This window comes from Enterovibrio coralii (genome assembly GCF_001559595.1).
Classification (GTDB): Bacteria; Pseudomonadota; Gammaproteobacteria; order Enterobacterales; family Vibrionaceae; genus Enterovibrio; species Enterovibrio coralii.
In genome coordinates, this window is the sequence record NZ_LNTY01000034.1 from 621,579 (window position 1) to 646,934 (window position 25,356).

At 47.8% G+C, this 25,356-nt stretch carries 20 protein-coding genes, 2 tRNA genes, 1 other RNA gene and 2 pseudogenes; 10 read left to right on the forward strand and 15 right to left on the reverse strand.

Going from position 1 to position 25,356, the window contains the following annotated elements; genetic code table 11:
• The first annotated feature begins 1 nt into the window (after position 1).
• The 3 genes from ybgF to ATN88_RS14110 all read left to right on the forward strand — a co-directional run bounded on the left by ybgF (position 2) and on the right by ATN88_RS14110 (position 2,916).
• Positions 2-742 carry a tol-pal system protein YbgF gene (gene ybgF / locus ATN88_RS14100; RefSeq protein ID WP_067417040.1) on the forward strand — a complete coding sequence of 247 codons (741 nt, stop codon included), beginning with the start codon at positions 2-4 and terminating at the stop codon, positions 740-742.
• A gap of 150 nt (positions 743-892) precedes the next feature.
• Positions 893-1,954 (forward strand): quinolinate synthase NadA, encoded by a 1,062-nt coding sequence (nadA, locus tag ATN88_RS14105; RefSeq protein ID WP_067417592.1) that lies wholly within the window; start codon positions 893-895, stop codon positions 1,952-1,954.
• A gap of 104 nt (positions 1,955-2,058) precedes the next feature.
• The gene (locus ATN88_RS14110; RefSeq protein ID WP_067417044.1) at positions 2,059-2,916 is read left to right on the forward strand and encodes a bile acid:sodium symporter family protein; all 858 of its coding nucleotides are present in this window, start codon (positions 2,059-2,061) and stop codon (positions 2,914-2,916) included.
• Positions 2,917-2,952: 36 nt separating this feature from the next.
• On the opposite strand, the gene ATN88_RS14115 is transcribed toward ATN88_RS14110, so the two are convergent.
• From ATN88_RS14115 to ATN88_RS14125, 3 genes are read right to left on the reverse strand one after another with little or no spacing between them, the layout of a single operon-like run.
• Entirely contained in the window at positions 2,953-4,446 is a 1,494-nt protein-coding gene (locus ATN88_RS14115; protein WP_067417047.1) for a CoA-acylating methylmalonate-semialdehyde dehydrogenase, read from the reverse strand.
• A gap of 11 nt (positions 4,447-4,457) precedes the next feature.
• Positions 4,458-5,618, reverse strand: coding sequence for an iron-containing alcohol dehydrogenase (locus tag ATN88_RS14120; RefSeq protein WP_067417050.1), 1,161 nt, complete (start codon positions 5,616-5,618; stop codon positions 4,458-4,460).
• Positions 5,615-7,090 (reverse strand): BCCT family transporter, encoded by a 1,476-nt coding sequence (locus ATN88_RS14125; RefSeq protein ID WP_232313218.1) that lies wholly within the window; start codon positions 7,088-7,090, stop codon positions 5,615-5,617. Before ATN88_RS14125 ends, ATN88_RS14120 begins: the two co-directional genes overlap by 4 nt.
• A 470-nt stretch (positions 7,091-7,560) precedes the next feature.
• Here ATN88_RS14125 and ATN88_RS14130 point away from each other — a divergent pair, with 470 nt between their 5' ends.
• Positions 7,561-8,487, forward strand: coding sequence for a LysR substrate-binding domain-containing protein (locus tag ATN88_RS14130; protein ID WP_067417054.1), 927 nt, complete (start codon positions 7,561-7,563; stop codon positions 8,485-8,487).
• A gap of 147 nt (positions 8,488-8,634) precedes the next feature.
• The gene (locus ATN88_RS14135) at positions 8,635-11,136 is read left to right on the forward strand and encodes a CoA transferase (protein ID WP_067417057.1); all 2,502 of its coding nucleotides are present in this window, start codon (positions 8,635-8,637) and stop codon (positions 11,134-11,136) included.
• Positions 11,137-11,186: 50 nt separating this feature from the next.
• Here the strand turns inward: ATN88_RS14135 and dbpA are convergent.
• A pseudogene (gene dbpA, locus ATN88_RS14140) lies at positions 11,187-12,570 on the reverse strand (ATP-dependent RNA helicase DbpA).
• Between the two features lie 229 nt (positions 12,571-12,799).
• Positions 12,800-13,375, reverse strand: a complete 576-nt coding sequence (locus ATN88_RS14145) for a UPF0149 family protein (RefSeq protein ID WP_067417059.1) — start codon at positions 13,373-13,375, stop codon at positions 12,800-12,802.
• Between the two features lie 206 nt (positions 13,376-13,581).
• Here ATN88_RS14145 and ATN88_RS14150 point away from each other — a divergent pair.
• The 4 genes and pseudogenes from ATN88_RS14150 to ATN88_RS14165 all read left to right on the forward strand — a co-directional run bounded on the left by ATN88_RS14150 (position 13,582) and on the right by ATN88_RS14165 (position 15,874).
• A tRNA-Ser gene (locus ATN88_RS14150) sits at positions 13,582-13,668 on the forward strand.
• 48 nt (positions 13,669-13,716) lie between these two features.
• Positions 13,717-13,845: non-coding RNA, RtT sRNA (locus ATN88_RS14155), on the forward strand.
• Positions 13,846-13,944: 99 nt separating this feature from the next.
• The gene (locus ATN88_RS14160; protein WP_067417595.1) at positions 13,945-14,427 is read left to right on the forward strand and encodes a YehS family protein; all 483 of its coding nucleotides are present in this window, start codon (positions 13,945-13,947) and stop codon (positions 14,425-14,427) included.
• A 182-nt stretch (positions 14,428-14,609) separates the two neighbouring features.
• A pseudogene (locus ATN88_RS14165) lies at positions 14,610-15,874 on the forward strand (DEAD/DEAH box helicase).
• A gap of 54 nt (positions 15,875-15,928) precedes the next feature.
• Here ATN88_RS14165 and ATN88_RS14170 read toward each other — a convergent pair.
• Genes ATN88_RS14170 through yhfZ form a run of 5 tightly spaced genes read right to left on the reverse strand, consistent with a single transcriptional unit; the run spans position 15,929 to position 19,780 of the window.
• A complete protein-coding gene (locus tag ATN88_RS14170) occupies positions 15,929-17,305 on the reverse strand; it encodes a YhfT family protein (RefSeq protein WP_332308902.1) in 1,377 nt (458 codons plus the stop codon).
• Complete coding sequence (locus ATN88_RS14175) at positions 17,238-17,597, reverse strand: DUF2620 domain-containing protein (RefSeq protein ID WP_067417062.1); 360 nt, start codon at positions 17,595-17,597, stop codon at positions 17,238-17,240. Before ATN88_RS14175 ends, ATN88_RS14170 begins: the two co-directional genes overlap by 68 nt.
• Positions 17,598-17,611: 14 nt before the next feature.
• Entirely contained in the window at positions 17,612-18,490 is an 879-nt protein-coding gene (locus tag ATN88_RS14180; protein WP_067417065.1) for a phosphotriesterase family protein, read from the reverse strand.
• Between the two features lie 2 nt (positions 18,491-18,492).
• Complete coding sequence (locus ATN88_RS14185) at positions 18,493-18,855, reverse strand: PRD domain-containing protein (protein WP_067417068.1); 363 nt, start codon at positions 18,853-18,855, stop codon at positions 18,493-18,495.
• A 28-nt stretch (positions 18,856-18,883) separates the two neighbouring features.
• Positions 18,884-19,780 (reverse strand): GntR family transcriptional regulator YhfZ, encoded by an 897-nt coding sequence (yhfZ, locus tag ATN88_RS14190; RefSeq protein WP_067417071.1) that lies wholly within the window; start codon positions 19,778-19,780, stop codon positions 18,884-18,886.
• 239 nt (positions 19,781-20,019) lie between these two features.
• Between yhfZ and ATN88_RS14195 the strand changes: the two genes are divergently transcribed.
• Positions 20,020-20,107, forward strand: a tRNA-Ser gene (locus ATN88_RS14195).
• Positions 20,108-20,230: 123 nt separating this feature from the next.
• On the opposite strand, the gene dgt is transcribed toward ATN88_RS14195, so the two are convergent.
• From dgt to ATN88_RS14225, 5 genes are all read right to left on the reverse strand, one after another.
• Positions 20,231-21,763 carry a dGTPase gene (dgt, locus tag ATN88_RS14200; protein ID WP_083539490.1) on the reverse strand — a complete coding sequence of 511 codons (1,533 nt, stop codon included), beginning with the start codon at positions 21,761-21,763 and terminating at the stop codon, positions 20,231-20,233.
• A gap of 549 nt (positions 21,764-22,312) precedes the next feature.
• Positions 22,313-23,233 carry a manganese-dependent inorganic pyrophosphatase gene (locus ATN88_RS14210; protein ID WP_067417076.1) on the reverse strand — a complete coding sequence of 307 codons (921 nt, stop codon included), beginning with the start codon at positions 23,231-23,233 and terminating at the stop codon, positions 22,313-22,315.
• A gap of 150 nt (positions 23,234-23,383) precedes the next feature.
• Complete coding sequence (locus tag ATN88_RS14215) at positions 23,384-23,872, reverse strand: hypothetical protein (protein ID WP_157490725.1); 489 nt, start codon at positions 23,870-23,872, stop codon at positions 23,384-23,386.
• 224 nt (positions 23,873-24,096) lie between these two features.
• Positions 24,097-24,399: a hypothetical protein gene (locus tag ATN88_RS14220; RefSeq protein WP_067417602.1), complete on the reverse strand. Its 303-nt coding sequence runs from the start codon at positions 24,397-24,399 to the stop codon at positions 24,097-24,099.
• A gap of 277 nt (positions 24,400-24,676) precedes the next feature.
• Positions 24,677-25,105 carry a MarR family winged helix-turn-helix transcriptional regulator gene (locus tag ATN88_RS14225; RefSeq protein ID WP_067417083.1) on the reverse strand — a complete coding sequence of 143 codons (429 nt, stop codon included), beginning with the start codon at positions 25,103-25,105 and terminating at the stop codon, positions 24,677-24,679.
• Between the last annotated feature and the right edge of the window lie 251 nt (positions 25,106-25,356).

Genomic DNA, 25,356 nt, shown 5'->3' on the forward strand with positions numbered 1-25,356 from the left:
TATGAACAGTAACACTTTGCGTTCTCTTTCGCTGGCGTTACTGGTGAGTGTGGCAGCCCCAGTGGCTGCCGCACCTGCTCCGGTGACTGAATTGGGTGGTAGTAGCGGCAGCAGCTCTGTTGAGCGCCTGGAGCGAATGCTCGAAGCTCGAAATCAAATGCAAATCGACATGCAGCGTCAGCTTGACCAAATGGCGAGTGAGCTTGATGAGCTGCGTGGCACCGTCGAAAGAAACAGCTACGAATTAAATCAGATGTTGGAGCGCCAACGTGATCTCTACCGAGAGATTGATACGCTAAGAACGGCGAAACCAGCACCTGTTCCGGTCACAACGCCGGAAACCCTAGAATCCACAGAAACTTACTCAACGGATCAATCCGAAAACACCGAGTATGACGCGGCAGTTAACCTGATCCTAAAAGAGAAGAACTACGCTGGCGCGACGGAAGCGTTCAACGCATTCCTTGCTAAGTACCCAGAGTCAATTTATACGCCTAACGCGCATTATTGGCTGGGTCAGCTTTACTTCTCGAAAAGCGAATTGGATGCAGCGAAGAAACACTTCACTGCGGTCAGCCAGTTTGCGAAATCCCGCAAACGTGCCGACGCACTGCTGAAACTGGGTATCATTGCTCAGCGTCAGGGTGACACTGCTGGCGCGAAAACCTTGTTCCAAAGTGTGGTGAAAGAATACCCGGGAACAACGACAGCGAACCAAGCTGAAAAAGAGCTGAAAAAGTAAGTAAAAGCCTCTGAAAAAAGCCGACAACATTGTCGGCTTTTTCTTTTTCATTTTTCCCTCATCTGTACTTCACATCCTGTTCATAAAGGGTAAACATTCGGCATTAAGCTCGTTATAATGGCGGGATTGCAAGCAAATCTGAGTATGTCGATGAGCCAGATTATCAATACCGCAGAGACGGTATATCCCTTCCCTCCGAAACCGGAGGTGCTTTCTGAGCAACAAAGCGCAGACTACATCGCAAGCATCAAAAAACAGCTAGAAGAAAAAGATGCCGTGATGATTGCGCACTACTACACCGACCCTGAAATTCAGGCTTTGGCTGAAGAAACGGGTGGTTTCGTGGGCGATTCCCTCGAAATGGCGAAGTTTGGTAACAAGCACCCAGCCAAAACCCTTCTTGTTGCTGGTGTCCGTTTCATGGGCGAAAGCGCAAAAATTCTGACCCCTGAAAAAACCGTTCTCATGCCGACGCTGGAAGCGGAATGTTCTTTGGATCTTGGTTGTCCAGAAGACCGCTTTACGGCGTTCTGTGACGCGCACCCAGACCACACTGTTGTGGTTTACGCCAACACCTCTGCCGCTGTTAAAGCGCGCGCTGACTGGGTTGTGACGTCATCTATCGCACTGGAAATCGTCGAGCACTTGGACGCGGAAGGTAAGAAGATTATCTGGGGGCCTGACCGCCACTTAGGTTCTTACATCGCGAACAAAACCGGAGCAGAAATGCTGTTGTGGCAAGGTGAGTGTGTCGTGCACGATGAGTTCTCTGCCAAAGCATTGCGAGACATGAAAGCTGTTTATCCAGATGCAGCGATTTTGGTTCACCCTGAATCACCAGCGAGTGTTGTTGAATTGGCTGACGCAGTGGGTTCAACCAGTCAGCTCATCAAAGCGGCGAAAGAGTTGCCAAACAAGCAACTTGTCGTCGCGACCGACAAAGGTATCTTCTTTAAGATGCAGCAAATGGTGCCAGAGAAAGAGCTTATTGAAGCACCAACCGCCGGCGCAGGTGCAACCTGTCGCAGCTGTGCACACTGTCCGTGGATGGCGATGAATGGTCTGAAGGCGATTGATATTGCCCTTCGTGATGGTGGTGAAGAACACGAGATCCACGTTGATGAAGCGGTTCGCGTGAAATCACTCATTCCTTTGAATCGTATGCTGGATTTTGCGGCTGAATTGCAGCTTCAGGTCAAAGGTAACGCGTAAGGTCAACGGTGACGCTTCAAGTCAAAGAAATTTAATAAAATGGCGGGCACTATGTTCGCCTTTTTTGATCGTTTTCGACCTATTCGAGTGAGTAAGGAAAGAGTATGAGTCAGGCAATGTTGACCATTGGATTACCTTTGGCCCTTGCATGGATGATGTTTTGTGTTGGTTTGACCTTAACGTTGGCCGACTTTAAGCGCGTCGGACAATACCCGGGCATTGTGTTTGCCGGTCTTTGCGCCCAGTTGTTGGGGCTACCAGCGATAGCGTTTGTGTTGGTGTATGTGTTCAATTTGCCGGAAGTTGTCGCGATTGGCCTTTGGATTCTGGCATTGGCACCGGGCGGTGCATCATCGAACGCAATTAGCCACCTTGCAGGCGGTGATGCGGCGTTATCTATCACCATGACGGCAATCAGTAGTTTGATTATCCCGTTTAGTCTGCCGTTGCTCTTGCCATTACTCTACCCAGAAGTCTCAGCCGCTATTCCGGTTAAAACAGCCATCATGCAGCTTATCGCGGTCACCTTGGTACCAGTAGTATTGGGTATGGCCCTAAACCATTTTGTGCGTTCAGCGAAGTTTGATGCGTTCACTGAGTTTGCGGGTAAATCGGCACTATGGGCGTTGTTCTTTACCGTAGCCGTGACTTTAGCAGCGAATACGTCCGTGTTTAACCAACTCTTCTCTCAAGCGTCAGTTGCGGTATTAACGTTGTGCCTACTGGGAATGGGATTGGGCGTGGCGGTATCTAAGCTTTTTCGTGGTGATGCAAAGCTTTCCAAAACCTTCGCGATTGAAGTGGGTATTCAAAACGCAGGAACGGCAATTTTCGTGGCCGTTGTACAGTTGAAACAGCCAGAGTTGGCGTTGACACCACTGTTGTATGGCGTGTTGATGAACATTCCTGTGGTGATACTCATTGCGCTCAACAAGCGCGCGGTGAAGTCTGTCGCCATGTAACAAAAAGAGCTGCCACTGGCAGCTCTTTTTCATTGGTTACAGCGTTGGCATCGAGAAGGATTTGGTTTCCCTGACTTCTGCAGAGGGCCAGCGTTGAGTGATGGTTTTTCTGCGTGTGTAGAATTTCACTGAGTCGGGCCCATAGGCATGTAAATCGCCGAACAGAGATTGTTTCCAACCGCCGAAGCTATGGTAAGCAACAGGCACGGGTAGCGGAATGTTGATACCCACCATACCGACTTTGATGTGGTCGGAGAAGTACCGCGCAGCTTCGCCATCACGGGTAAAGATGCATGTGCCGTTTCCGTATCTGTGGTCGTTAATTAGCGTCATGGCTTCTTCCATTGAATTAACGCGAACGACTTGCAGCACTGGACCAAATATCTCTTCTTGGTAGCTCACCATATCTGCTCTTACATGGTCGATGAGCGTTGCTCCCACATAAAAACCATTTTCATAGCCTTCAACGGTAGGGTTTCGGCCATCAACAACCAAGGTGGCACCGTCTTCCACTGCTGATGCAATGTAGCCTTCAACTTTCTCTTTGTGTTCCTTGGTGATGACAGGGCCAAAGTCGTTGTCGTTGTCGTAAAACGGGCCGACGCGTAGTGACGACAGTTTCGATGCGAGGCTATCGCAAAGACGGTCTGCGGCTTCATCACCTACAGCCACGGCTACCGACAGTGCCATGCAGCGTTCGCCACTAGAGCCAAATGCAGCCCCCAACAGTTGGTTGACCGCATTTTCCATGTCGCAGTCAGGCATGACGATAGCGTGGTTTTTCGCACCACCGAGTGCTTGGCAACGTTTGCCATTTTGACTGGCTTTTTCATAAATGTATTGTGCGATAGGGGTGCTGCCTACAAAGCTCACGGCTTCGATACCTTTGCTTTCCAGCAAGCGGTCAACTACGGTTTTGTCACCTTGGATGACTTGCATAACACCATCTGGCAATCCCGCTTCTTTTAGAAGGCTTGCGATATAAAGAGCCGCACTTGGATCGCGCTCAGATGGCTTCAAAATAAAGCAGTTGCCGCAAACCAAAGCCATGGGGAACATCCAAAGTGGCACCATAGCAGGGAAGTTAAACGGTGTGATTCCAGCAACCACTCCCAAAGGCTGGTACTCAGACCATGAGTCGATCCCCACGCCGACGTTTTTACTGAATTCGCCTTTGAGCAATTCAGTTGCTGAACAAGCATACTCAACGTTCTCAATACCGCGTTGCAGTTCGCCCATCGCGTCGTGCTGGATCTTGCCGTGTTCCTCTCCAATCAGGCGGCAGATGGTCTCCTTGTTATCCTCAAGAAGCTGCTTATAGCGAAACATGATACGTGCCCGTTTAATGGCGGGTGTGTTGCGCCATTCAGGAAACGCTGCGTTTGCGATCTCAACTGCCTCATCCACCAATTCGACAGGCGCAAGCAACACATTCTTTGCATGCTCGCCTGTTGCGGGGTTAAATACTGCCTGCTTTTGGGTGAATGCTTCTCTGATCTCTCCGTTGATCAAATGCCCGATATCCGTCATTGCCATTTCTCCTATTTCCAAAGTCCTTGGTAAAGCGATTTCATTTCTTCTTCCGTGGGAACTCTTGGGTTGTTCCCCGGTGAGCCAGACCCAAACGCTTGTTGAATCATGGTTTCCAGCACAGCGTCGAAGTCTGCTTTATCGATGCCAAATTCAGCGAGTGTTGGCACGTTAAGTTCTTCATTCAGTGCGAGAAGTTCTTGCTGAAGACGTGCGTTGGCATCTTCGGGTCTAACATGTTCGCCGACTAACCCCATGGCTTTTGCACATTGCGCATAACGTTCTTCGCAGGCAGGAATAGAGAAGGCGGTAATGCTTGGAAGCAACATGGCATTGGAAAGCCCGTGAGGAACATGGAAAAAAGCCCCGATAGGTCGACTCATACCGTGCACAAGCGCAACGGATGCATTGGAAAACGCGATACCGGCAAGGGTCGCCCCCATCATCATTTGCTCTCGCGCTTCTTGATTATTTCCGTCGTGATAAACCTTTCTCAGGTTCGGAGCGATGAGCTTCATGGCTTCAAGTGCGTTGTAATCGCTGAACGGATTGCCCTTTTTACTGACGTAGGCTTCAATCGCGTGGGTAAGCGCATCAATGCCTGTGTCAGCGGTGATTCTTGCAGGCAAAGACATGGTGAGCTTGTAATCGACCAAGGCTGCGACGGGAAGAAACCCTAAGCCGATACACAGCATTTTTTCGTCTGTTTCCGAGTCTGTGATGATGGTGAATTTGGTGACTTCTGAACCCGTTCCTGCTGTTGTCGGGATAGCAACGACAGGGATCCCCGTTTCATTCACAATCCTAGGTGCTTTATAGTCGCGCATTACACCGCCATGTTTCGCGAGCATGCTTATAGCCTTTGCACTGTCGATGGCACTGCCGCCGCCTAATGCCACGATGCAATCGAACTGACCATCTCGCGTGACAGATACTGCCTCTTCAATGGATTGCGAAGTCGGTTCTGGAATCGTGTCGGCGTATACCTGACTGCTAAAACCTGCTTCAGACAGAAGGTCAGTCACCATGTCGGTATAGCCCATTTGCACCATGGTTTTGTCCGTGAGGATAAGCACACGTGATGCGCTGAAGCTATTCACGATATCGGGCAAACGTTTTGTGGCGTCTGCGCCAATTTCCATCATCCTTGGCATTGCTACTGATGTACTCATTTTGCTGCTCCTACTGTGTCTGGCTTGCCGGGAAGGGGTTCTCTGCGTAGTGACCGATAAAGGCCAACGGTGGTCGCGATGACCACGATGGAGTAGGGAAGGGCTGCGATGATTGAAGCGGTTTGCAGCGCGCCCAGTCCGCCAGCCAGCAACAATACGGCGGCGACAAGGCCAATCGATAATCCCCAAAAGACGCGGTAACGCGAAGGTGGGTGTTCGTCACCCATGGAAATGAGCGTGCAAATCACCAATGTCGCCGAGTCTGCAGAGGTGACGAAATAGGTGACCAACATGACGGTACAAATGGTGGCACCAATCATGGTGAGGATCATACCAACGTCCATGAGTTCAATCGTTTTGAACAGGGCGAGCGTGAGATCTTCATTGACTGCCTCGACGACGCCGCCGCTGCCAAACAACTCGATATACATGGCGGTGTTGCCAAAGATGGTGATCCAAAAGGCGGCAAGGACTGTCGGTGCCAACAGCACGCCGAGCGTAAATTCACGAATGGTTCTGCCGCGCGAAATACGCGCGATAAAGATGCCGCAAAACGGTGCCCAGGCTATCCACCAACCCCAGTAGAAGATGGTCCATGCGCCTTGCCACGTGTTTTCAGGGTTAGGGTCGACCCAAAGCCCCAACTTGACCACATTGAGCATGTAGTCGCCAAGGTTGGTAAAGAAGGAGCCAATAACGTAAGCCGTAGGGCCAAGAATGATAAAGAACGCCAGCATAACCACAGTGAGCTGCATATTGAGCTCACTGAGGATGCGAATGCCTTTGTTAACGCCCGTCAGAACAGACACAGTCGCCAAGATAGAAATACTGATGATCAGCATGATTTGCACAGAGGTGCTGATTTCAACATCAAGCAAGTAATTCAGCCCCGCATTCATTTGCTGCGCGCCAAGCCCAAGTGAGGTTGCGATACCAAATACGGTGCCAAAGACGGCCAGCAGGTCGGCGGCGTGTCCTAGTGGGCCATAGATTCGCTCACCGAGAAGGGGATAGAGACCAGAACGGATGGAGAGCGGTAAGCCTTTACGATAAGAAAAGTACGCGAGCGACAAGCCGCAAATCGCGAACAAGCCCCAGCCATGAAGACCCCAATGGAAAATGGCGATACGCATGGCAACTTGACCCGCTTGGATGGATTGGGCTTTATCTGCTGTGACAAAGGGGTTGCTTTGGAAGTGGTACATGGGCTCGGCAATACTCCAGAACAGAATGCCGATACCAATGCCCGCCCCAAACAGCATGGAGAACCAAGAGAAGAAACCAAACTCTGGTTCTTCATCGTCTTTGCCCAGTTTGATGCCGCCGTAGCGACTGAGGATCAGGTAGAACGCGATGAAAAGGTAAACACTCATGAGTGCGATGTAGTACCAAGACAGGTTTTTCGCGATATAGTTTTTGCAGTACACATAGACACTGTTCGCTTGCTCAGGTAACAAGACCGTGTACAACACAAATAAAATGATAAGAACGGAAGAGCCGACAGCATTATCGGGTTTACACCCGCAAATAGGCCTCCTCCATCCTTCGCGTTTACATCCTTACTCATTGCGATACTCCTTTCCGAGATGCGGTAAAAATTAAATAAATGATTTTGTTTTTCTTTGGTTCGTTATCTCTCATTAATATTTGCTTTATTGCGACTTATCATGTCGCATTTTGATAAATCGGCTTCGATAAAAACCGTGCTAGTAAACTTTCATGTTTCACTGTCTTTGGGCAATTAATAAATTTTTAGCCATTGCCATAAAAATAATTATGCATGGCTTTGGTGTTTCACTTTTTTGACATACGTGCTAATTGGTTAGGTGTAGATTGAGGGTTAATAACAATGAAAAAAATGACTGACTAAGCCGTTCTGATAGTCATCTTTGACTGCAAGATGCTGTGTCGCTTTTTATCGTGATAGCAAGGATGTAACACCATGAAAAAACGGCTACCTCCGCTTAATTGGCTTCGGTCATTTGAGGCGGCTGCGAGACACTTGAGCTTCACTCACGCCTCACAGGAATTACACATCACCCAAGCCGCGATCAGCCAACAAATCAAAGCGCTGGAAAGTCAGCTCGGTACCACGCTCTTTGTGCGTTTACCACGCGGTCTGGAGCTGACGGAAGCCGGTGCGGCGTATTTGCCTGTGCTTCATGAGTCGATAGAAAAGATGAATGAGGTGACAGAGGAGTTATTCGGCAAGGGTAGGAATAAGCTGCTGAATGTTAAGGTGAACTTAGTGTTTTTCGTAAACTGGCTTGCGCCAAGGCTACCAAGGTTTTACGAACAGCATCCTGACATTAATTTAAAGATCACCAGTAACATTTGGGTTAACAGTCAGGAAAAGTCTTCCGATTGTGACTTGGAGGTAATCTACGGTAATGGGCGCTGGCAGCAATATGAGGCCAGAAGGCTGACATGGGATTTACTGCAGCCAGTTTGTAGCCCCAACTACGCGTCGCGGTTTGAAAAGGAACTCACGCCACTTCACATCGTAAACGAAAATTTGATCCATGTGGTTGGGTACGAAGACGGCTGGAACCATTGGTTCCAATCGATTGGAATGCCATACACCGACTTTAAGTTAGGTAGCCAATTCGACACCTTAATCAATGCCTTCGAAGTCGCTGCAAATGACGGTGGGATTGTTTTAGGTAGAAGCAGTTTATTGCAACGCTACTTTGAAGAAGACAAGCTCGTTCCTTTATTCGAACAGCAAGTTCTCACCACTGAAGCTTTCTACTTGGTCAATCATAAATCACGTTTTTTACATCCGCATGCTGAAGCGTTTATATCTTGGGTGATGGACGAAGTGAATAATGACGATATAAACATTGAAAACAGGCCTTTATATAATTAGGTCTGGCTAGGGTATTAAAATATTTATGTTGAGACCAAATTTATATTAATGGTCGATAAAAAATAAAGAAATTACTATCCGGCAATGAATTCACCAAATTGGTGGTTCTCATTTTATGTTGATGTCTCTTAGCAAGGAGCGAGATAGATGAGAAATGCATTGCCGCTTTCTGGATTAAATGTTGTGGACTTTGGCCAATATGTAACTGGCCCAGCAGTTGCCATGATCCTTGCCGACTTAGGTGCCAATGTGGTGCACATTGACCCGCCTAACGGACCATTATGGAACCACTCAGCCAATGCGGTGCTCAACCGCAACAAAACCAATATCCGACTCAATTTAAAATCGGGCGCAGATCTCGACAAGGCACTGTCGCTTTGTGCGCAAGCTGACATCATCATCGAAAACTTTCGTCCCGGTACAATGACGCGTCTGGGCGTGGACTTGGAAGCTCTTCGCGATGCAAACCCAAGCCTTATTACGCTCTCGGTGCCAGGATTTGCCTCTAATGACCAATTGCGAAAGCAATGGAAAGCGACAGAGGCGGTGATTGCCGCATCGTCCGGTGCATTTACCGATATGGGTTATAACCGCATTTTAATGGGCTGTGACCCAAGCTTTTCACCACTGACACTGGGCTCTGCTTACGCAACCATGCTGGCAGCGAGTGCTGTCTCGTTAGCCCTATTTGAGCGGGAAAAAAGCGGGGCGGGTGACCACATTGAAGTGCCCGTTGCTGCGGCATTGATGGAGGGGTTGTCTTACAACTCTATAAAAATTGAAGGCATGCCGCAGAGATACCTCACCATGCGTGAACAAGAAATTAGTCGCCGTCGTGAAGCGGGTCTTGCGATGGATGTGACGTATGAAGAGTTGCAGGAATACCTAGATCCTTTCTATCGCACCTACGAATGTAAAGATGGACGTTACTTCTATGTTGTTTGTCCGTCTCATCGCAACCATGCCAAACGTTGTCTTCAGTTAGCGGGTCTTTACGATGAGCTGGTGGCAGAAGGGCTGCCGGACGTAGACGACCTCTACCTCCCTAAATCGCAGTGGGAAGCCGAAACGTCTATTGGCGTTTACCCGTTACCTGCTGATTGGGCAGCCAAAATTGCCGAAAAAATGAAGCGTGTATTCCTGACTCGCACTTCCGAAGAGTGGGGAAAACTGTTTGGAGAAGGCGGGATTCCCGGCGCACCACACAGAACAACACAAGAATGGGTGAATGCCGATTATTCACTCGAAAGTGGGCTGATCGTGGAGGTAAATGATCCAGAATTTGGCTTGATGAAGCAGCCAGGTCCCTTGGTTTGGTTTGAAGAGCTGGGTGAGCAGCTTTGCGAAGTTCATCCACGCAAATTTGGCGAATATACCGATGCCGAGCGGCTTTTCAGCGAAACGGCCAAGCCTGCCATGTATGAACCGACACACAACGGCGAACCGCAAAGACAGTGGCTTAAAGGCATTCGCGTGCTTGATTTGACCAATGTTATTGCAGGTCCGCACTCCACGGCATTCCTTTCTCGCTTTGGGGCCGAAGTGATTAAACTCGACCCGACCAAACCTATGTACGATCCGCTCATTGGTGTCTTTTTCAGTTACTTATCCAACATTGGCAAGAAGAGCTTGTTGATGGACATGCTGACAGATGAGGGTAAACCGATTTTTGAAGCTTTGGTGAAAAGCTGCGATATCGTTGTCATTAACGCGCCGTCTCGCCAAGTTGCCCCATTGGGACTGAACGAAGAGCGGCTGAAAGCGATTAATCCAGATGTGATTTTCTGTCGATTGGATTGTTTGGGTGGACCAAAACGTGGCGAGAAGACGGATTACATTGGCTATGACGATATCATTCAGGCGAACAGCGGGATCATGAGCCGATTTGGTGGGCCGGAAACACCAGAAGAACATGCTCATCTTGGCACCTTGGATGTTAATTGCGGCTTTGCGGGAGGGCTAGCGATGTCTGTGGCCTTGTACGTAAGGGCTAAAACGGGAAGGGTGTTGAGACCGAGAACATCGCTGTCTTCCACGACTAACCTTGCGCAAATCAAGTACAGCCATGACTACGAGGGTCGACCTCCGTTTGATGAGCCCTCAGGCCGCGAAGCGTTGGGCTACAACGCGCTGTCTCATTTCTATCAAACCCACGATGGCTGGTTATATCTCGATGCGTCCGATAGCGACTTGTGCAAGTTAGAAACCTTGGATGCTTTTGCTGGTATTTCTCACCTTGACGAAGCGAGCAGAAAAGCCTTGTTAGCAAGCCAGTTTAAACGTAAACCCAATGATGTTTGGCTAAACAAGCTTTCAGAGCTGGATATTGCCGCGGCGCAAACACGAAGCATCGAATGGCTGAGAAAACGCTACAGTCGTCCGCAAGATGGCGAAGTGGGTTTTGACTCTGGCAGCTATGCGTTTTCAACGTATGACGAGCATCCTAGCGGTTACGTGACCACCATGGTTGACCACTATTCGATTCGTCCGAAAGAGGCGGGCATCATTTCTGCCCCACAGACGGAGCGATTTGGTCGCTCAAGTCGAGAGATTTTAGGTGACATGGGAATGGGAGAGGCAGACATTCAACGGCTTATCGATATTGGTGTGGTAAGCGAAGGGTGGTCGAAAGAGTTTTTACCGAGCTAGTGGATCAAAAAAGCCGTCATGACGACGGCTTTTTCCTTTCCTAAAGCGGATTAGCGAAGTTGCCAAACACGGTAGGTTTTACCCTTGATCTTGCCGCTCGACAATTTCTTCAAGGCTTTCTTCGCCACGTTGCGGTTAACCGCAACGTAAGAGCGGTAATCGGTCACTTTGATCTTACCAACATCTTTACCGTCGATGCCGTCTTCGCCAGTCAGCGCCCCTAGAATGTCTCCCGGACGGACTTTGGCTTTCTTGCCACCTTCAATGTGCAGCGTCACCATTGCCGGTTGTGGCGGAGTGTTGTTCAGCACTGATGTATCTGGCAGTGCAGAGCCTTTCACTTCACGCTCAAGGTAGTCTTCAAGCAGTGCGACTTTGTAACCGTCTTCTGGACCGAAGAAGGTATAGGCTGCACCTTTGCTGCCTGCACGGCCAGTACGACCGATGCGGTGAATGTGCACTTCAGTGTCGTACGCCATGTGGTAGTTGATCACCGCGTCCAATGCATCGATGTCCAAACCACGCGCAGCAACGTCGGTTGCAACCATCACAGTCACGCTCTTGTTAGCAAATTTCAGCAGCATTTGGTCGCGATCACGTTGTTCCAAATCGCCATGCAGTGCCACAACAGCAAAGCCATCGTTTTCAAGCACAGCAGCAACATCTTTAACGTCACGCTTGGTGTTACAGAACACCACGGCACTTTCTGGCTGGTGTTTCAGAAGCAACAAACGCAGCGCATGCATGCGGTCTTTGTTGCCATCACACTCGTAGAAGTATTGCGTGATACTGCTGCTGTCATGGTTAGATTCTACTTTTACCATCTCTGGCTTCACCATGATTTGCTTAGCAATGTTTTGGATCTGCGCTGGGTAGGTCGCACTGAACAGCAACGTTTGACGGTTTGCTGGTACTTCAGCAAAAATCGCATCAAGCGCTGGTTGGAAACCCATTTCCAGCATGCGGTCAGCTTCATCAAGAACCAGTGTGTTCACTTCTTCCAGTGACAAACGGCCTTTTTCCATGTGATCAAGGATACGACCGGGTGTGCCTACGATGATGTGCGCGCCATGTTCCAGAGAGCCAATTTGAGGGCCAACTGGTACGCCACCACACAGGTTAGTACTTTGATATTATGGATGCCACGCGCCAATTTACGGATTTCGATAGCCACTTGATCCGCCAGTTCACGGGTAGGGCAAAGCACCAGTGATTGAACACGGAAGCGTTTCACGTTCAGGCGGTTCAGCAGGCCAAGACCAAACGCTGCCGTTTTACCTGAGCCCGTTTTGCCTTGAGCAATAACGTCTTTACCATCCAGAATGGCTGGAAGGCTTTGAGCTTGAATCGGCGTCATTTCTGCGTAGCGATATCGTTCAGCGTAGAGATAAGCTCTGGCTTTAACGGTAGGGTAGAAAATGCTTGTTTGGTCACAGTCATAGTCCTGCGCTGCACGTCGTCAAATGACAACGTTGGTGTTAAGAATCGTCATTATCTGGTAAGGCGATGACGCACTTTTTAACCAGAGTATGAAATAGGGGCGGGACTATAGCAGGATTGTATGAAAAGTTCGCGTTTAGATTGTGTTTCGCCAACAAAAGAAAAAAGGCAGGTAAACACCTGCCTTTTCGACGAAGGTTAATTACTGGTCAACGAAGAATAATTACTGGTCTTCGGCGCGTTGCAACGCACGCATGGTCAGGCCGCACAGCATGACTGGCATGGCGTTGAAGATTTCTTCGAATTGCGCCAAATCTGCCGCGCCTTGCTCTTCCATTGCTGCGAATGCAGATTCTGGGTCGAACATCAGGCTGATAGAAAGCAGTACGCCGCCCAGCAGTGCGTTGTCTTCTGAATCTTCTGGCATGATGGTTTCCCAATCATCGCGTGCCAGCGTCCAACCTTGCAGCAGGCCTTCGCAGTATTCGCGGGTCGCTTCGTTAACAATTTCTGTGTCACTCAGTTGGCACTCTTCTGGCCAAGTCCAGGCGTTAGACAGCAATGCCTGACGCTGTTCGTTCCAAAGGTTAACGATGATGTTTGCGTAAGCTTCCAGTTGCTCGTGCGTCGAGAATGGAGATTCTTCCTCGCCACCCCACATAAATGCCAGCCACTCGCTTGGGTCGATCAGGTTTGGCGCTGCTGCCATTGCGGTAACAAAGCCTTCCGTTTGCATTGCTGACAACAGGTTCTGTTCCAGACCGTTTTCGATAATGAATTGAGATAGCGAGTTAGACATGTGTGATTCTCTTGTTTAATTCAGAGTCACATTCTAACAGTGGTCGATGCAGATGGAGAAGTGGTTGGCTGCGGATACATCGATAAAGCCGCTTTTTGACGCAAACATAAACACTTAAACCGGATTTTTACGATAACCATTGACGCAGGCAAAGGGGTTACTTATAGTAGCGGCCTCGTTGAGACGACAAGTCCAACAAACAATTTGGTGAGGTGTCCGAGTGGCTGAAGGAGCACGCCTGGAAAGTGTGTATACGGCAACGTATCGAGGGTTCGAATCCTCCCTCACCGCCATATTCAAAACCTAAGCAGAAATGCTTGGGTTTTCTCGTTTCTAGACGTCAGAAATGATAGTCGGGAGGGTGAGAACCCGAGTCAGGGTTCGCACAGCGACGAAGCCGCGCAACGTGGTTTGCCGACGGCCCCAAAGGGGCGAAGAGCGGAGTGACGAGTAATCCTCCCTCACCGCCATATTTAGAAACAAAGCCCCGCTCGAAAGAGTGGGGCTTTGTTTTTGTGCATTTTTTCCGGTAGATGCTGGTACAGATGACATTCACATTAGGAATTATTTTGAATAACAACGACATTCTTCGCCGTATCCGCTACACGTTCGATTTCAAAGACCCGCAAATGGTCGAGATTTTCGCTGCCGCTGACCACACTGTGAACCAAGAGCAAGTGGTGAATTGGCTGCGTAAAGACGACGATGCAGCGTTCGTGAAGGCAACAGATACTGAGTTAGCAATTTTCCTTAATGGCCTGATCAATACCAAGCGTGGCCGTCGCGAAGGTGAACAACCAGTTCCAGAGAAGCGCCTGAACAACAACATGATTTTCATGAAGCTGCGTATCGCACTGGATATGAAAGCAGAAGATGTGTTGGCAGTGTTGGAGCTGGCGAACTTCCGTTTGAGCAAACACGAGTTGAGTGCATTTTTCCGCAAGCCGGAAAACAAGCACTACCGCGAATGTAAAGACCAGATCCTTCGCAACTTCTTGATGGGTGTGCAATTGCAACAACGCCCTGAATGCACCGAAGCGTACCAAGACTAGTAATCAAACGACGTTTTCATTCGATTGATTCCACATAGATAAGAAAGCCCGAGCAAAATTGCTTGGGCTTTTTGTTGGTATTGGCACGGTTACCCTTGCTTCGAAAGCTTGCTGATACCAAAGGATGAGCGAGGTTATGCTACACTCGCGCCCAAACTAGAGTTATACCTTTGAGCACATTCATGTCTGTTGAAACCTCACCTTCATTCCATTCATTGGGCTTGGCTTCTGCGGTTGTTGCGGCACTGGCAGCACAATGTAAAACGCCGACTTCTATTCAATCGCTAGCGATTCCAGCAGTAACATCGGGTAAGGATGTGCTGGCATTGGCACAAACGGGAAGTGGTAAGACGCTTGCTTTTGGTCTGCCTCTGCTTTCAGCACTAAGCCAGCCTGAAAACAGCAATAGGGCGGTTGTTATTGTGCCAACCCGAGAACTAGCGACCCAAGTGTCGACAGCGTTGAATGATTTGGCAATGCCGCTCGACATCAAGATTGCTACTCTGTGTGGCGGGGTGGGCAAAGCCGAACAAATCGAAACCTTGGCTGACAAGCCTCAAATCATTGTTGCCACACCAGGGCGTTTGAAAGACTTGCTCGACGATGATGCCATTGATGTTTCCGAGGTTCGCCATTTGGTGTTGGATGAAGCAGATCGCTTGTTGGATATGGGGTTCCTGCCAGATATCAAACAAATACTGACTGCTCTCCCATCTAAGCGTCAGACGTTGTTGTTTTCAGCGACACTGCCAGACGCGGTTGAATCGCTAGTATCAGAGATCTTGTTTGAGCCAGTACGTATTCGCGCACATGCGGCGAACAGTGTTGTTGAGCGTATTGAAGAGCGTCTTTACTTGGTCAATAAGGCAGCAAAGCCAATGTCCTGATAGACCAAATCAAAACCCATGAATGGCCGCAAGTGTTGGTGTTTATTGGGGCGAGAGATAACGCGGATGCGCTGTGTAAGAAGCTAAACAAGGCGGGCATCACAACAAGTGCATTGCACGGTGACAAGTCCCAAGCCGAGCGCGACCAAGCATTAGATGCGTTTAAGAACAAACAAGCACAAGTGCTGGTGGCTACGGACGTTCTCGCACGCGGTATTCATATTGATTACTTACCTGTCGTGATTAACGTTGAATTGCCGTCGAACCCTGCTGTTTATGTGCATCGTGTAGGACGCACAGCGCGTGCAGGGCAAGAGGGCTTAGCCATCTCTTTGGTTTGTCATGGCGAGAGTGATTACTTAAACGCTATCCGCGAACTCACGCAACGCGATTTGCCATTGGTTGAACTCGAAAACTTCCCAGTGACGGATAAACCTTCGACAGGAGAAAGTAAGCGTGCGCCAAAAGACAAAAAAGCCAATCGCCGCACGGCACAGAAGAAAAGCATCAAGCACTTCCAAGGCAAAGGAAAGCCAAAGGCAAAACCGCAACGTCCTTAATCAGGCATAGTGAACAAGAAACCCGAGCATTGCTCGGGTTTCGTTTATTTGGGGTTATAAGGCGATTAAGCCAAAAGCGTACAGAAGGTTTAGTGTCAGGCAGGTTATTACCGTTGCTGCGGCTGGGGCAGCGATTTTCAGTACTGGGCACCCAAGCACCTCATTTAAAAAGTAGAAAACGGCAAACAGAGTGAGTCCCGTCGTTGCGCCCATTTTCATGACAGCCAATACACCGCCAATCAAGAGTGCAAACTCCATCAGCACGTTCATTGCATCGCGAATATTGTCTGACGTATCTCTGAGTGACGGAAATTGCTCCAATAAGCGGCTTATTCGTTTGAGCAGCCCAATTTCAATCACTATTATCAGCGCGCCGAGTACGGCGGCGGATGCGAGATTAGGGGCGAGATAGCCAGCGACAAACACAAATGTCAGCCCTACCATGCCATAAATGCCAGTCGTGAGAGCCGCCATAATAATGAGTGGCGCAAAGCCAAGCCCGCGAAGTGCTTCTGCAATTGCAACGTGATGGATAGCCGCTCTTTGGCCTTCAGGATCTTGCATGGCGTAGGCTTCCGCGAGGGGATAAATCGACACCTCAGAGCCCGCGAGGTAACCCGCATTGGTTGCAAGTGCGATCATCGCACCCGTCAGAGTGAGAAACGGGAGGTGTTTTATCAGCGGTTTATATTTCTCTTCATAAATACCGTGGAGAGCACTCATGTCTGGCGGCGAAATGCCATTTTTTCGGTCGTTGAGATCTTTGCGAATGGCAAAGACAAGAAGCAGCAGGGAACCCGTGACCATTTGAATGACTTCGGGCTGAAGGCTTTCTCCTTGAAGAGCTGCGAGATACACAATAAACATTACGAGTGCGAACACTGCACCCACACGCCAGCCAAATTGCTTAAACGCAGCGACCACTGGAAACAAAGCAAGAATCGCCAAAACAGGTTTTGCCATTTCAGCGAGTGGCAGGGTCATGTCGAGTGGGAGAGTTGAGAACAGAAGGTCGACGCCTGCCAATCCAGTGACAACGAACAGTCCCCAGCAACCACCTGCCAATGCAGCGAGCCAACGGCTGCCAATAAATACACCGATGACATCTGTCGGTAAAAATAACAGCCAAGGGTTCAATAGGCCGGTTGAAAGCGAGAAAGAAAGCCCGACTGAAAGGGTAAAACCGATGGAAAGGCCAAAGGCAATTGAGCCTGCATCTTTACGTGGCATGGCGCCATCTGCAACTTGCGGGAGTATCGGCCGTAATCCATCGTGGAAAATTGAGGCACTCAAGTTGCAACCAAAGCTGTCATTGCACAAAGTGCAGTTACGGTTGCCAGTTGGAGGTAATCCATATTGTCCCTTAACGCGCGGCGAGTTGCTTGGTGAGCATGGGAATAGCGTGCTCGACGTGTTCAACAGACAATCCAAAAGCTACCTTTCCTTCTGACAAGAAAGTCGCGATTTCCTCTTCTTTTGCCTTAATTGCGGGCTTAGCAATGGTACAACTTTGCGCGTAACCAATGATGGCTATCGCCATGGAAAGAGCCGCACCGGCTCCGGTATTGCAACAGCCGATAAAATAGTCGAGCTCTCCGGATTTCACTTTCATCGCAGCGTCCATATCATTGAGGATATGGCACTCAAATTGACCGGACGCAGTGGCTTCGATCTGCTGCTTGATTTGTTCGCGTTGTAAGCCTGCAATGCCTATTTTTTTCATCGTACTGCCTTGTTCTAGTTAAATAGGGTGTAAGGATTGTGGCGCAGCATGGTATCAACTTGCTGCTGGGTGAAACCTCTTTCTTTAAGCTTCGGAAGGAAGGTGTCCAAGAGGTATAAAAAGCCGGGACCGCCATTCTTTTTCAAGTGTGAACGGCGCGTAATGTCGAGTGAGAGCATGACATGACCAAGCAGGTCGCGCTTGGCGAGCTCTTCAAGCATGTTGATGCGAGTTTCATCTGGGAAATAGCTGTTTTTACCAATGGTATCGAACTGGACATAACAGCCTTGATCGATGATCCAAAGTAATTGGTCAAGGTCGTTTCGCAAGTCGCAATGGCCAACGGTCACCCTTGAAAGATCAGCACCGCATTGTTTGAGAAACACAATTTGCTCTTTTCCCATGGTGCTGAAAGAGAGATGAGTTGAGATAGGGCGTCCTGTCTCGTATTGCGCCATCGCCGCAGCCTTGAACACCTTTTTCTCCGTGTCCGTAAAGGCATTTTCACTGCTCCCAATCTCACCAATCAGTGAAGCTTTTAACCCGCTGTCTTCGATGCCTACTTCGATTTCTTGAACCATTTCATCGCGAATCGCTTCAGCACTTTTGTCATAGAGCTCTTTCGGGAAGAAGCCTTCGATGTAGTAGCCTGTGGATGCGAGAATATTCATCCCTGTATCGCGCTTCAAACATTCAAGAAAATGAGGATTTCGACCCATATAACGATTGGTGACTTCTACGATATTGAATACTCCGTGTGAAACCAGATCGCTCAACTCTTGGGCGATCAGCGAGTATTGGTCGAGCTTGCAATCGATATTGCCTTTCTGAGGAGAAAGGTCGATATACAAGTGCTCGTGGCAATACGTATAACCTTCGTTATTAATGGGCATGATTACTCCTCAGCCGCTGCGTAATGCAATGACAGTAAGTTACTCAACATAAACGTGTTTTCTGATTCAGGAACTGTGATAGCTAAGATCTCTGCGATTTCATCGTTTAGTGATGAAATGCTTTCAAACATCGGGTCGCCAGCGACGTCTTCGAACAATTCAGGATCCATCCCACTTTCCACAGGGGTGTTAGCTTGAATGCGATCATAGGCCCGAGCAAGGTGCGTGATGGCCATTTGAAACTGTTCGTTATCTGAAGCGAGCCCTAGGCGCGCGGACAGCAAATCGCTGACTTCCGTGCAACCTTGAGCGGCTTCTTGACTGATAACTTTGGCTTGCGACAGTAGGTTTAACCTTTCGTGCATTACGGTACTTCCTTGTAATTAGGTCGAGTTAGTAACTAGGGATAATCTCCCCTTTGATGACAGCGTCTTGATGTTCAAGCAGGGCATGAACGTTCAGCAACTTGCGGACAAGTGCGCGCATATACGGTGACTCACCGCTAACCAGAATGACGGCTTCTGATGCTTGCTGGCATTCGGGAATGTGAGACAGCGAGACTTCGGTCAGTTCATCGTTTTTGTTGTCGAGAGCGTCAGGCAGCCATACCACAGCATCGATTCTTCCTGACTTGAGCAGGTTGAGGCTGTCGGTATAGTTGATTTCGACGACCTCAACATCATGATTAGGAAAGGCCTTCTCAGTTAGGATCTTTTGGTCAGGGGAGGAGGGGTCAACACCCACTTTCTTGATGTTGTTTTCCTCGCCTTTACGGCAAATGAGTTTGTGCTCGACAGAGTACGACTGCTTGCCTAAATCAAACGCGACTTTGACACCTGTACCAACCGCTTTCGCCGCCAATTTCGACATGATCGCGATGTCGTAAGTGCCTTTTTTCAAGCACTCAGCACGTGCATCTGCGCCTCGCATATGTGCGAAGTAAAGCGGGAGGTGACCCATTTGTGCCTTGAGACCACTCGCTAAGCCCTCATAGTGCTTGGTGTAAGGTAGCGGCATTGCACAGACAAGGTGGCTAAAGCCTGCTTTCTTAACGAGCGTGTCGTAGTCCAAGCTATCAATAAAGGTTCCGTTGCGTCCTTGCTTACGCAGTTTGATTGCACCGTCTGATTCAAGTGTGGTGAGGGCTTTTTGGATAAAGCCAACGGAAACATGGAATTCGTCAGAGAGGGAATCAATCGTGCGGAGACGTTCTTCGACTTCTGTTGTGATCAAATATCTGGCGATATTGATGATCGCTGAACCTTCTTTGCTGATGTAGAGATGTGGCATATTTAAAATCTTCAATACCTTGAAACTTTAATTTATAGACCATTGTACGGCGAGAAAATGAAGATTTCTGAGATATGTGATGATGATCAGGACAATAGTTGTTCTACGTCGAAAATTTAAGGTAACTATTTGTTTAATTGGTGGTCATTCAAACTTCAATTGGCTTTGCGAGCATTGACGCTGGTGGGTGAAGTCTTTATAGTAGCGACCCTGTTGAGGCGATAGCCTGACAACAATTTGGTGAGGTGTCCGAGTGGCTGAAGGAGCACGCCTGGAAAGTGTGTATACGGCAACGTATCGAGGGTTCGAATCCCTCCCTCACCGCCATATTCGAAGCCCGAGCAGAAATGCTCGGGCTTTCTCGTTTCTGGCTTATGGAAAATGAAGGAGGGAATATATGGCGGTAGCCCGTAAACTGCGTGCTCTATTGATGCTATGACCCGACAAGGATTACTCCATGACATGGAAAGAGCGGTACTCATCAAAAGAGAATTGGTCTGTCATGCCACTTATGTAGTCTTGAATTAGCCTTGCGCGGAAATAAAACTCCCAAACGTCATCATTATAATCAAAAGGCACAAAGGAAATATCGGCACCATTTTTTTTGTGCAATGACTTTATGGCATTGTTGTATGCCTTTAGATGCTTACTCGGTAGCTTTTTATACAAACGGCGTTCGTAAAGCGGTGCTTTGCTGATATCGCTAAAGGTATTTCTGTCTAGCATTAATAGAGGTTTATAAGCATCTAACAACCCAGTAATGATTCGATATCCTTGAAGCTCACTCTGCTCTACATCGGCATCGCAAAAGGCATATTTTCTCGCGACTGATTTTAATGTTTCCACAAGTGAGTGATTAGAGCTATGATCTTCAATCAAAGCTCTGTTGAATTTTCCGGCGAAAACACTTTCAATATTTTCGATAAATTGGTTGCAGGCATGCTGTGGTAGCCTCTTGTTGATCTCAACGCGCATACTAATGAAAAATTGACTTTTTGCACATGTATCTGCTCTATCCGCGCTCTGTTTGGCGATGAGAAGGATTTTTTGCATTTCACCTTGCTCTTCGGCCACGACACCAAACTCTTTTGCAATTTGAAGAAACTCTTTGTTTAAAGCTTCGCTTAGTTGATCTAAATTTAATATTCCTTTTTCTACAGCATCCTCAATGTCCGCAATACCATATGATATGTCGTCTGCGGCTTCCATAATGTATGAAAATGGCGAGCGACAGTGATCATCCATGGAGAGCGACAGTTTCATAGATTCGACAAATTGATGTTCACTTAGGTAGTACCCAACTTTCTTCATTAAATAGCTGAAGTCTAACAATGGGTCATTTATATCTTTGGCGTTTGGTTTGGGTTGATCTCCGCGACGCGTGTACTTAAATACGCCGGATATTTGAGAGTAAGTAAGGTTGAGTGCTAATAAAGAGTGCAAAAGTCGGATAGCTTGAGCATTTCCCTCGAAGCTGTTTAGGTCTTGTTTAAGCTCAAACGGCAGGTCAATGCGTGGTGTGCCTTTCGAATCAGCTATGAGTGAATCGAGGTTTTTTTCGAACCAATCATTTATTGCTTGTTCACCAAAATGACCAAATGGTGGATTACCTATGTCGTGCATCACACAAGACATTTCAACAATTGACTCAAATTGCCGATCTAATCCATCAAGATAGTATTTTTCTTTGTTCTCTTGTGACAAGTTTTTAAAAATCAGCTGAGTAATAAAACGGCCAACTTGTTGTACTTCTAACGAGTGAGTTAGACGACTTCTGACCGCGGCGTTTCTCTCTAGTGGAAAAACTTGGGTTTTTTGTTGTAGCCGCCTGACTGCGGCTGAGTTTAGGATTCGTCCTCGGTCACTTTCAAAGTTTTCTTGCTCTGCTTTTCTAGTAGGTGTTTTCAACCCTTTTGGAGGAGTGGGGGCTCCCTTATAAAAGACGCGAGTACCTCTAATTTTCTGGTTAAAGTTGATAGCCATAGCTGATTCCCATATGAAATATCGTGAATTTAAAATACATCCGATATTGGTAACTATCTAATTGGATTTGTATTTATTGTGATGGGGTGAATATTCAATATTAGTTTGCAAGCGATTAAATTGCTGAGTCTTTATTTTATGGCCTTCAGAAAACAAAAAACCGAGCGCAAGGCTCGGTTTTTACAAGAGTATACGTTTACTGTGACTTACAGAACGCCACCCCAGTACATAGCGTTGAAAATGGTGAACGCGATAGTTGCGCTAGCCATTACGAAAAGAGGGGCATATTTAGAGATTTTTGCAGCGATCAAAGTTGACACAGTTCGTTCCTCTTGATGAAAAGTTGAGCGAATTATGCACAGTTATGTGACGTACATCAATATGAAACAAGGCTCAACTATCAAATAAATCGAACAATGTTCATAACCCATTGTGCCGCCAAATAATTAAGTTTTTGGTATGGGAGAGTGAAGTCAACTTTGCTTAGTGCGAAAAACAAAAAGGGCGGCAAAAATGCCACCCTTTGGTGTTTTTCTCTCGGCGGAGAGATTATGCGAACGCGTCTTGAAGAGGCGGTACGACTTGCTTCTTACGGCTCAGTACGCCATCCAGCCACACGCGGCCGTTTTCAGTTGCTTTGCCGTATGCACGCTCAACCACTTCAACGTCATCCGAGATAACCAGCAGCTCAGAGCCTTCTTTCATAATGTCAGTCAGTAGCAGCATAACAGTATGACGCTCACCTTCTGTTTTCAGAACAGCGATGTCAGCTTCTAGCTCAGCTTTGATTTCGTCGAATACTGCCAGATCAACAACTTCCAGCTGACCGATACCTACCAGGTTGCCGTTCATGTTGAAGTCTTTGTAATCACGCATTACTAGGTCACGGATTGGCGTGCCAGCAACAGCAGATTTCACGTTGAACATTTCCATGCCCAGTGCTTCGAAATCTTCGATACCTGCAATTTTCGCCAGATCTTCAACACAACGGATATCCGCAGTGGTGCAAGTTGGTGATTTGAAGATAACCGTGTCGCTCAGGATCGCACACATCATGATGCCCGCGATTTCTTTCGGGATTTCTACGCCGTAGAAGTCGTACATCATTTTGATAACGGTGTTTGAACAACCAACAGGGCGGATCCAGCACTCAAGAGGCGTAGACGTTGTCAGGTCACCCAGTTTGTGGTGGTCAACGATACCTACGATAGTCGCTTCAGCGATATCGTCTGGTGCTTGAGTCAGTTCAGAGTGGTCAACGATGTAAACTTCTTCACCTGCGTAGCTTAGTTTCAGCTCAGGTGCTTCGAAACCAAAGCGACCCAGAATGAATGCAGTTTCTGGAGAAACGTCGCCCAGGCGAGTTGCTACTGCTGGCTCACCGATTTGGTTTTTCAGGTACGCAAGTGCAATTGCACCGCAGATTGAATCAGAATCAGGGATCTTATGACCCACAACATACATTGGCATAATTAGCTCTCGTCATGCTCACTTTTTGAATTTCGCGCATTTTACCAGAGTGACTATAAATGTACATTCATCCATCGTATGAGGCGGTAACAATTAGCCAACATGGATAAAAACCCTATTTGTCTCGCAAAGCCTTGCAACATGTTGGTTTTAAAGCGGCAAGATAAACCCTACGTTGAACTGAGGGGCTAAGCCGCTCGACAGATATGTGTTTTGATGGCGGAAATAGCCAAGCTCCATGCCATACCTGACTTTGACGGGCATGTTGTAGTCAAACACCAGTGCAGCGCCAACACTCGGGCCGTAGGCTTGTAACGTTTCACTTCCTGAGCTGAAGTAATTCCGTGTTCCACGATACTTAGCGATACCCGCTTCAAGCTGCACGGAGTAAGCCTGTTGTGATTTTTCTTCATACTGCAAACCTATCCGGTAGTGTTTGACGGATTCTCTGTCTGAAAACCAGTGGGAGTCGGAAACACCGAAACTGCCATAAACTGCTTCAAAGCCCATGACGTCTTTTACACCAAGTTGCGCACCTGCTCCCCATTGCATCCCGACTTTCAAATCAGGTGAGAAGTGGACGTCAGCACTAGCAATAGCACTGATGAAGAGTGTGGCGATGCTAAGAGTTCTTTTCATAATTACGCTCTTGGTTAATTTAAGCGTATCCGTACTAAGAGTTTTCGTTTGATGTCCTTATAGAAGACATACGTTATCTCTTTGTATCCATGGAGCGTAATTAGCTGTGTTTATATCGGTGATAAGCGGAAAGAATCAGTGCGCTAGGCATACGTAGTGCAGTGTCGGAGGCGTAGAAAAAGAAAAGCGCTGCTGAGCAGCGCCAAAAAGGAGGTGTAGTCGAGTTACAAGTCTCTCATCAATATTTCGAGCTCTTCTGAAGCTTCTTCAATGAGGTTTTCCAATTCTCTAGCGTCCGCGTTGGTCAGCGGTAATTGCCAATGAACCGGTTTGCCGTTTGACGTATGTTTGCCCACTAACTTCGTCACCCTACCACTACGCTCGAACCTCAAGTGTTCGAACTCGGCAGCATGACATTGACGATTCTCCACAATTTCTACTTCAACCAAGCCTGTGGGGATAACTTGGACATGAGCGTGGAGTTGCTTCGTATCTTTTAATAGATAGTTTCTGTGTCGTGCGTGCATCATCATTCCCCTGGAGCGTCACCCGTAATCGCTCTTAAAGTGTAGACAACGTGATGCACATCAGAATGCAAAAAGACAAAGAAATAGGGCAGATAGCAACCAAGATTCTGATGTAAAAACGAAACTTTTTTCTCGTATTTAATACGGTAAGTTTTAGCGAAAAAGGGGCGTTTTCAGGGAAGCGTTTGAATGAAAAAGCGAAATCAAGACGTTGTTGAAAATGGCGTCGAGAGGCTGGAAAAGTAAAAACCCGGCAGTGCCGGGTTTTCTTTATACGTTAAATCGCGTGAGCCACTTTGGACAACGTGGAGCGAAGTGAGACCGCTTCTTCTTCTGACAGAAGAGCATGGATCATTTCGAAGTTACGTTGATCTGCTTTGCCCAGTAGGTCAGCCATCTCCTGACCTTTCTCGGTCAGAGTCAGAATCTTTGAGCGACGGTCGTTAATATCATCGCGACGATTAATATAACCTTCCATTACCAAGCTCTGAACGATGCGACTTACTTTTGATTTCTCACTAGCCAAATAAGGCAAACCCATTAAATCACCCTGACGGAATTCCACTGCTTTAGCAATGGCTGAAATAGTGGTGGTTTGCTCTGGGCCTAAAGTTACTCCTTGCTCATACAGCCAGTCGTGATAGCGCTTTGCTGATTTTAGCGTAATTAGACGACATAATGAGCTCAGTTCCGATTGAATATCCACGCTTATCTCTATTGCATTTTTATAGTATTAGTGGCGCGAATATTACATCGTCATATCTATTAAAGTCTAATACGCCAGACACTCTTACGATAAGAGTGTGTTGGGCTGAATTTACTTTTTTTACATCGCGTAACAAGCTGATTTACCTAATAAAAATAAGTTGCAGGTAAAATGCATGTTTCAAGGATAAGACAGGGTGTAAAGAGGGTGGTCAAATTACCTCTCGATCTCGTTTAAATATCCATCCAATG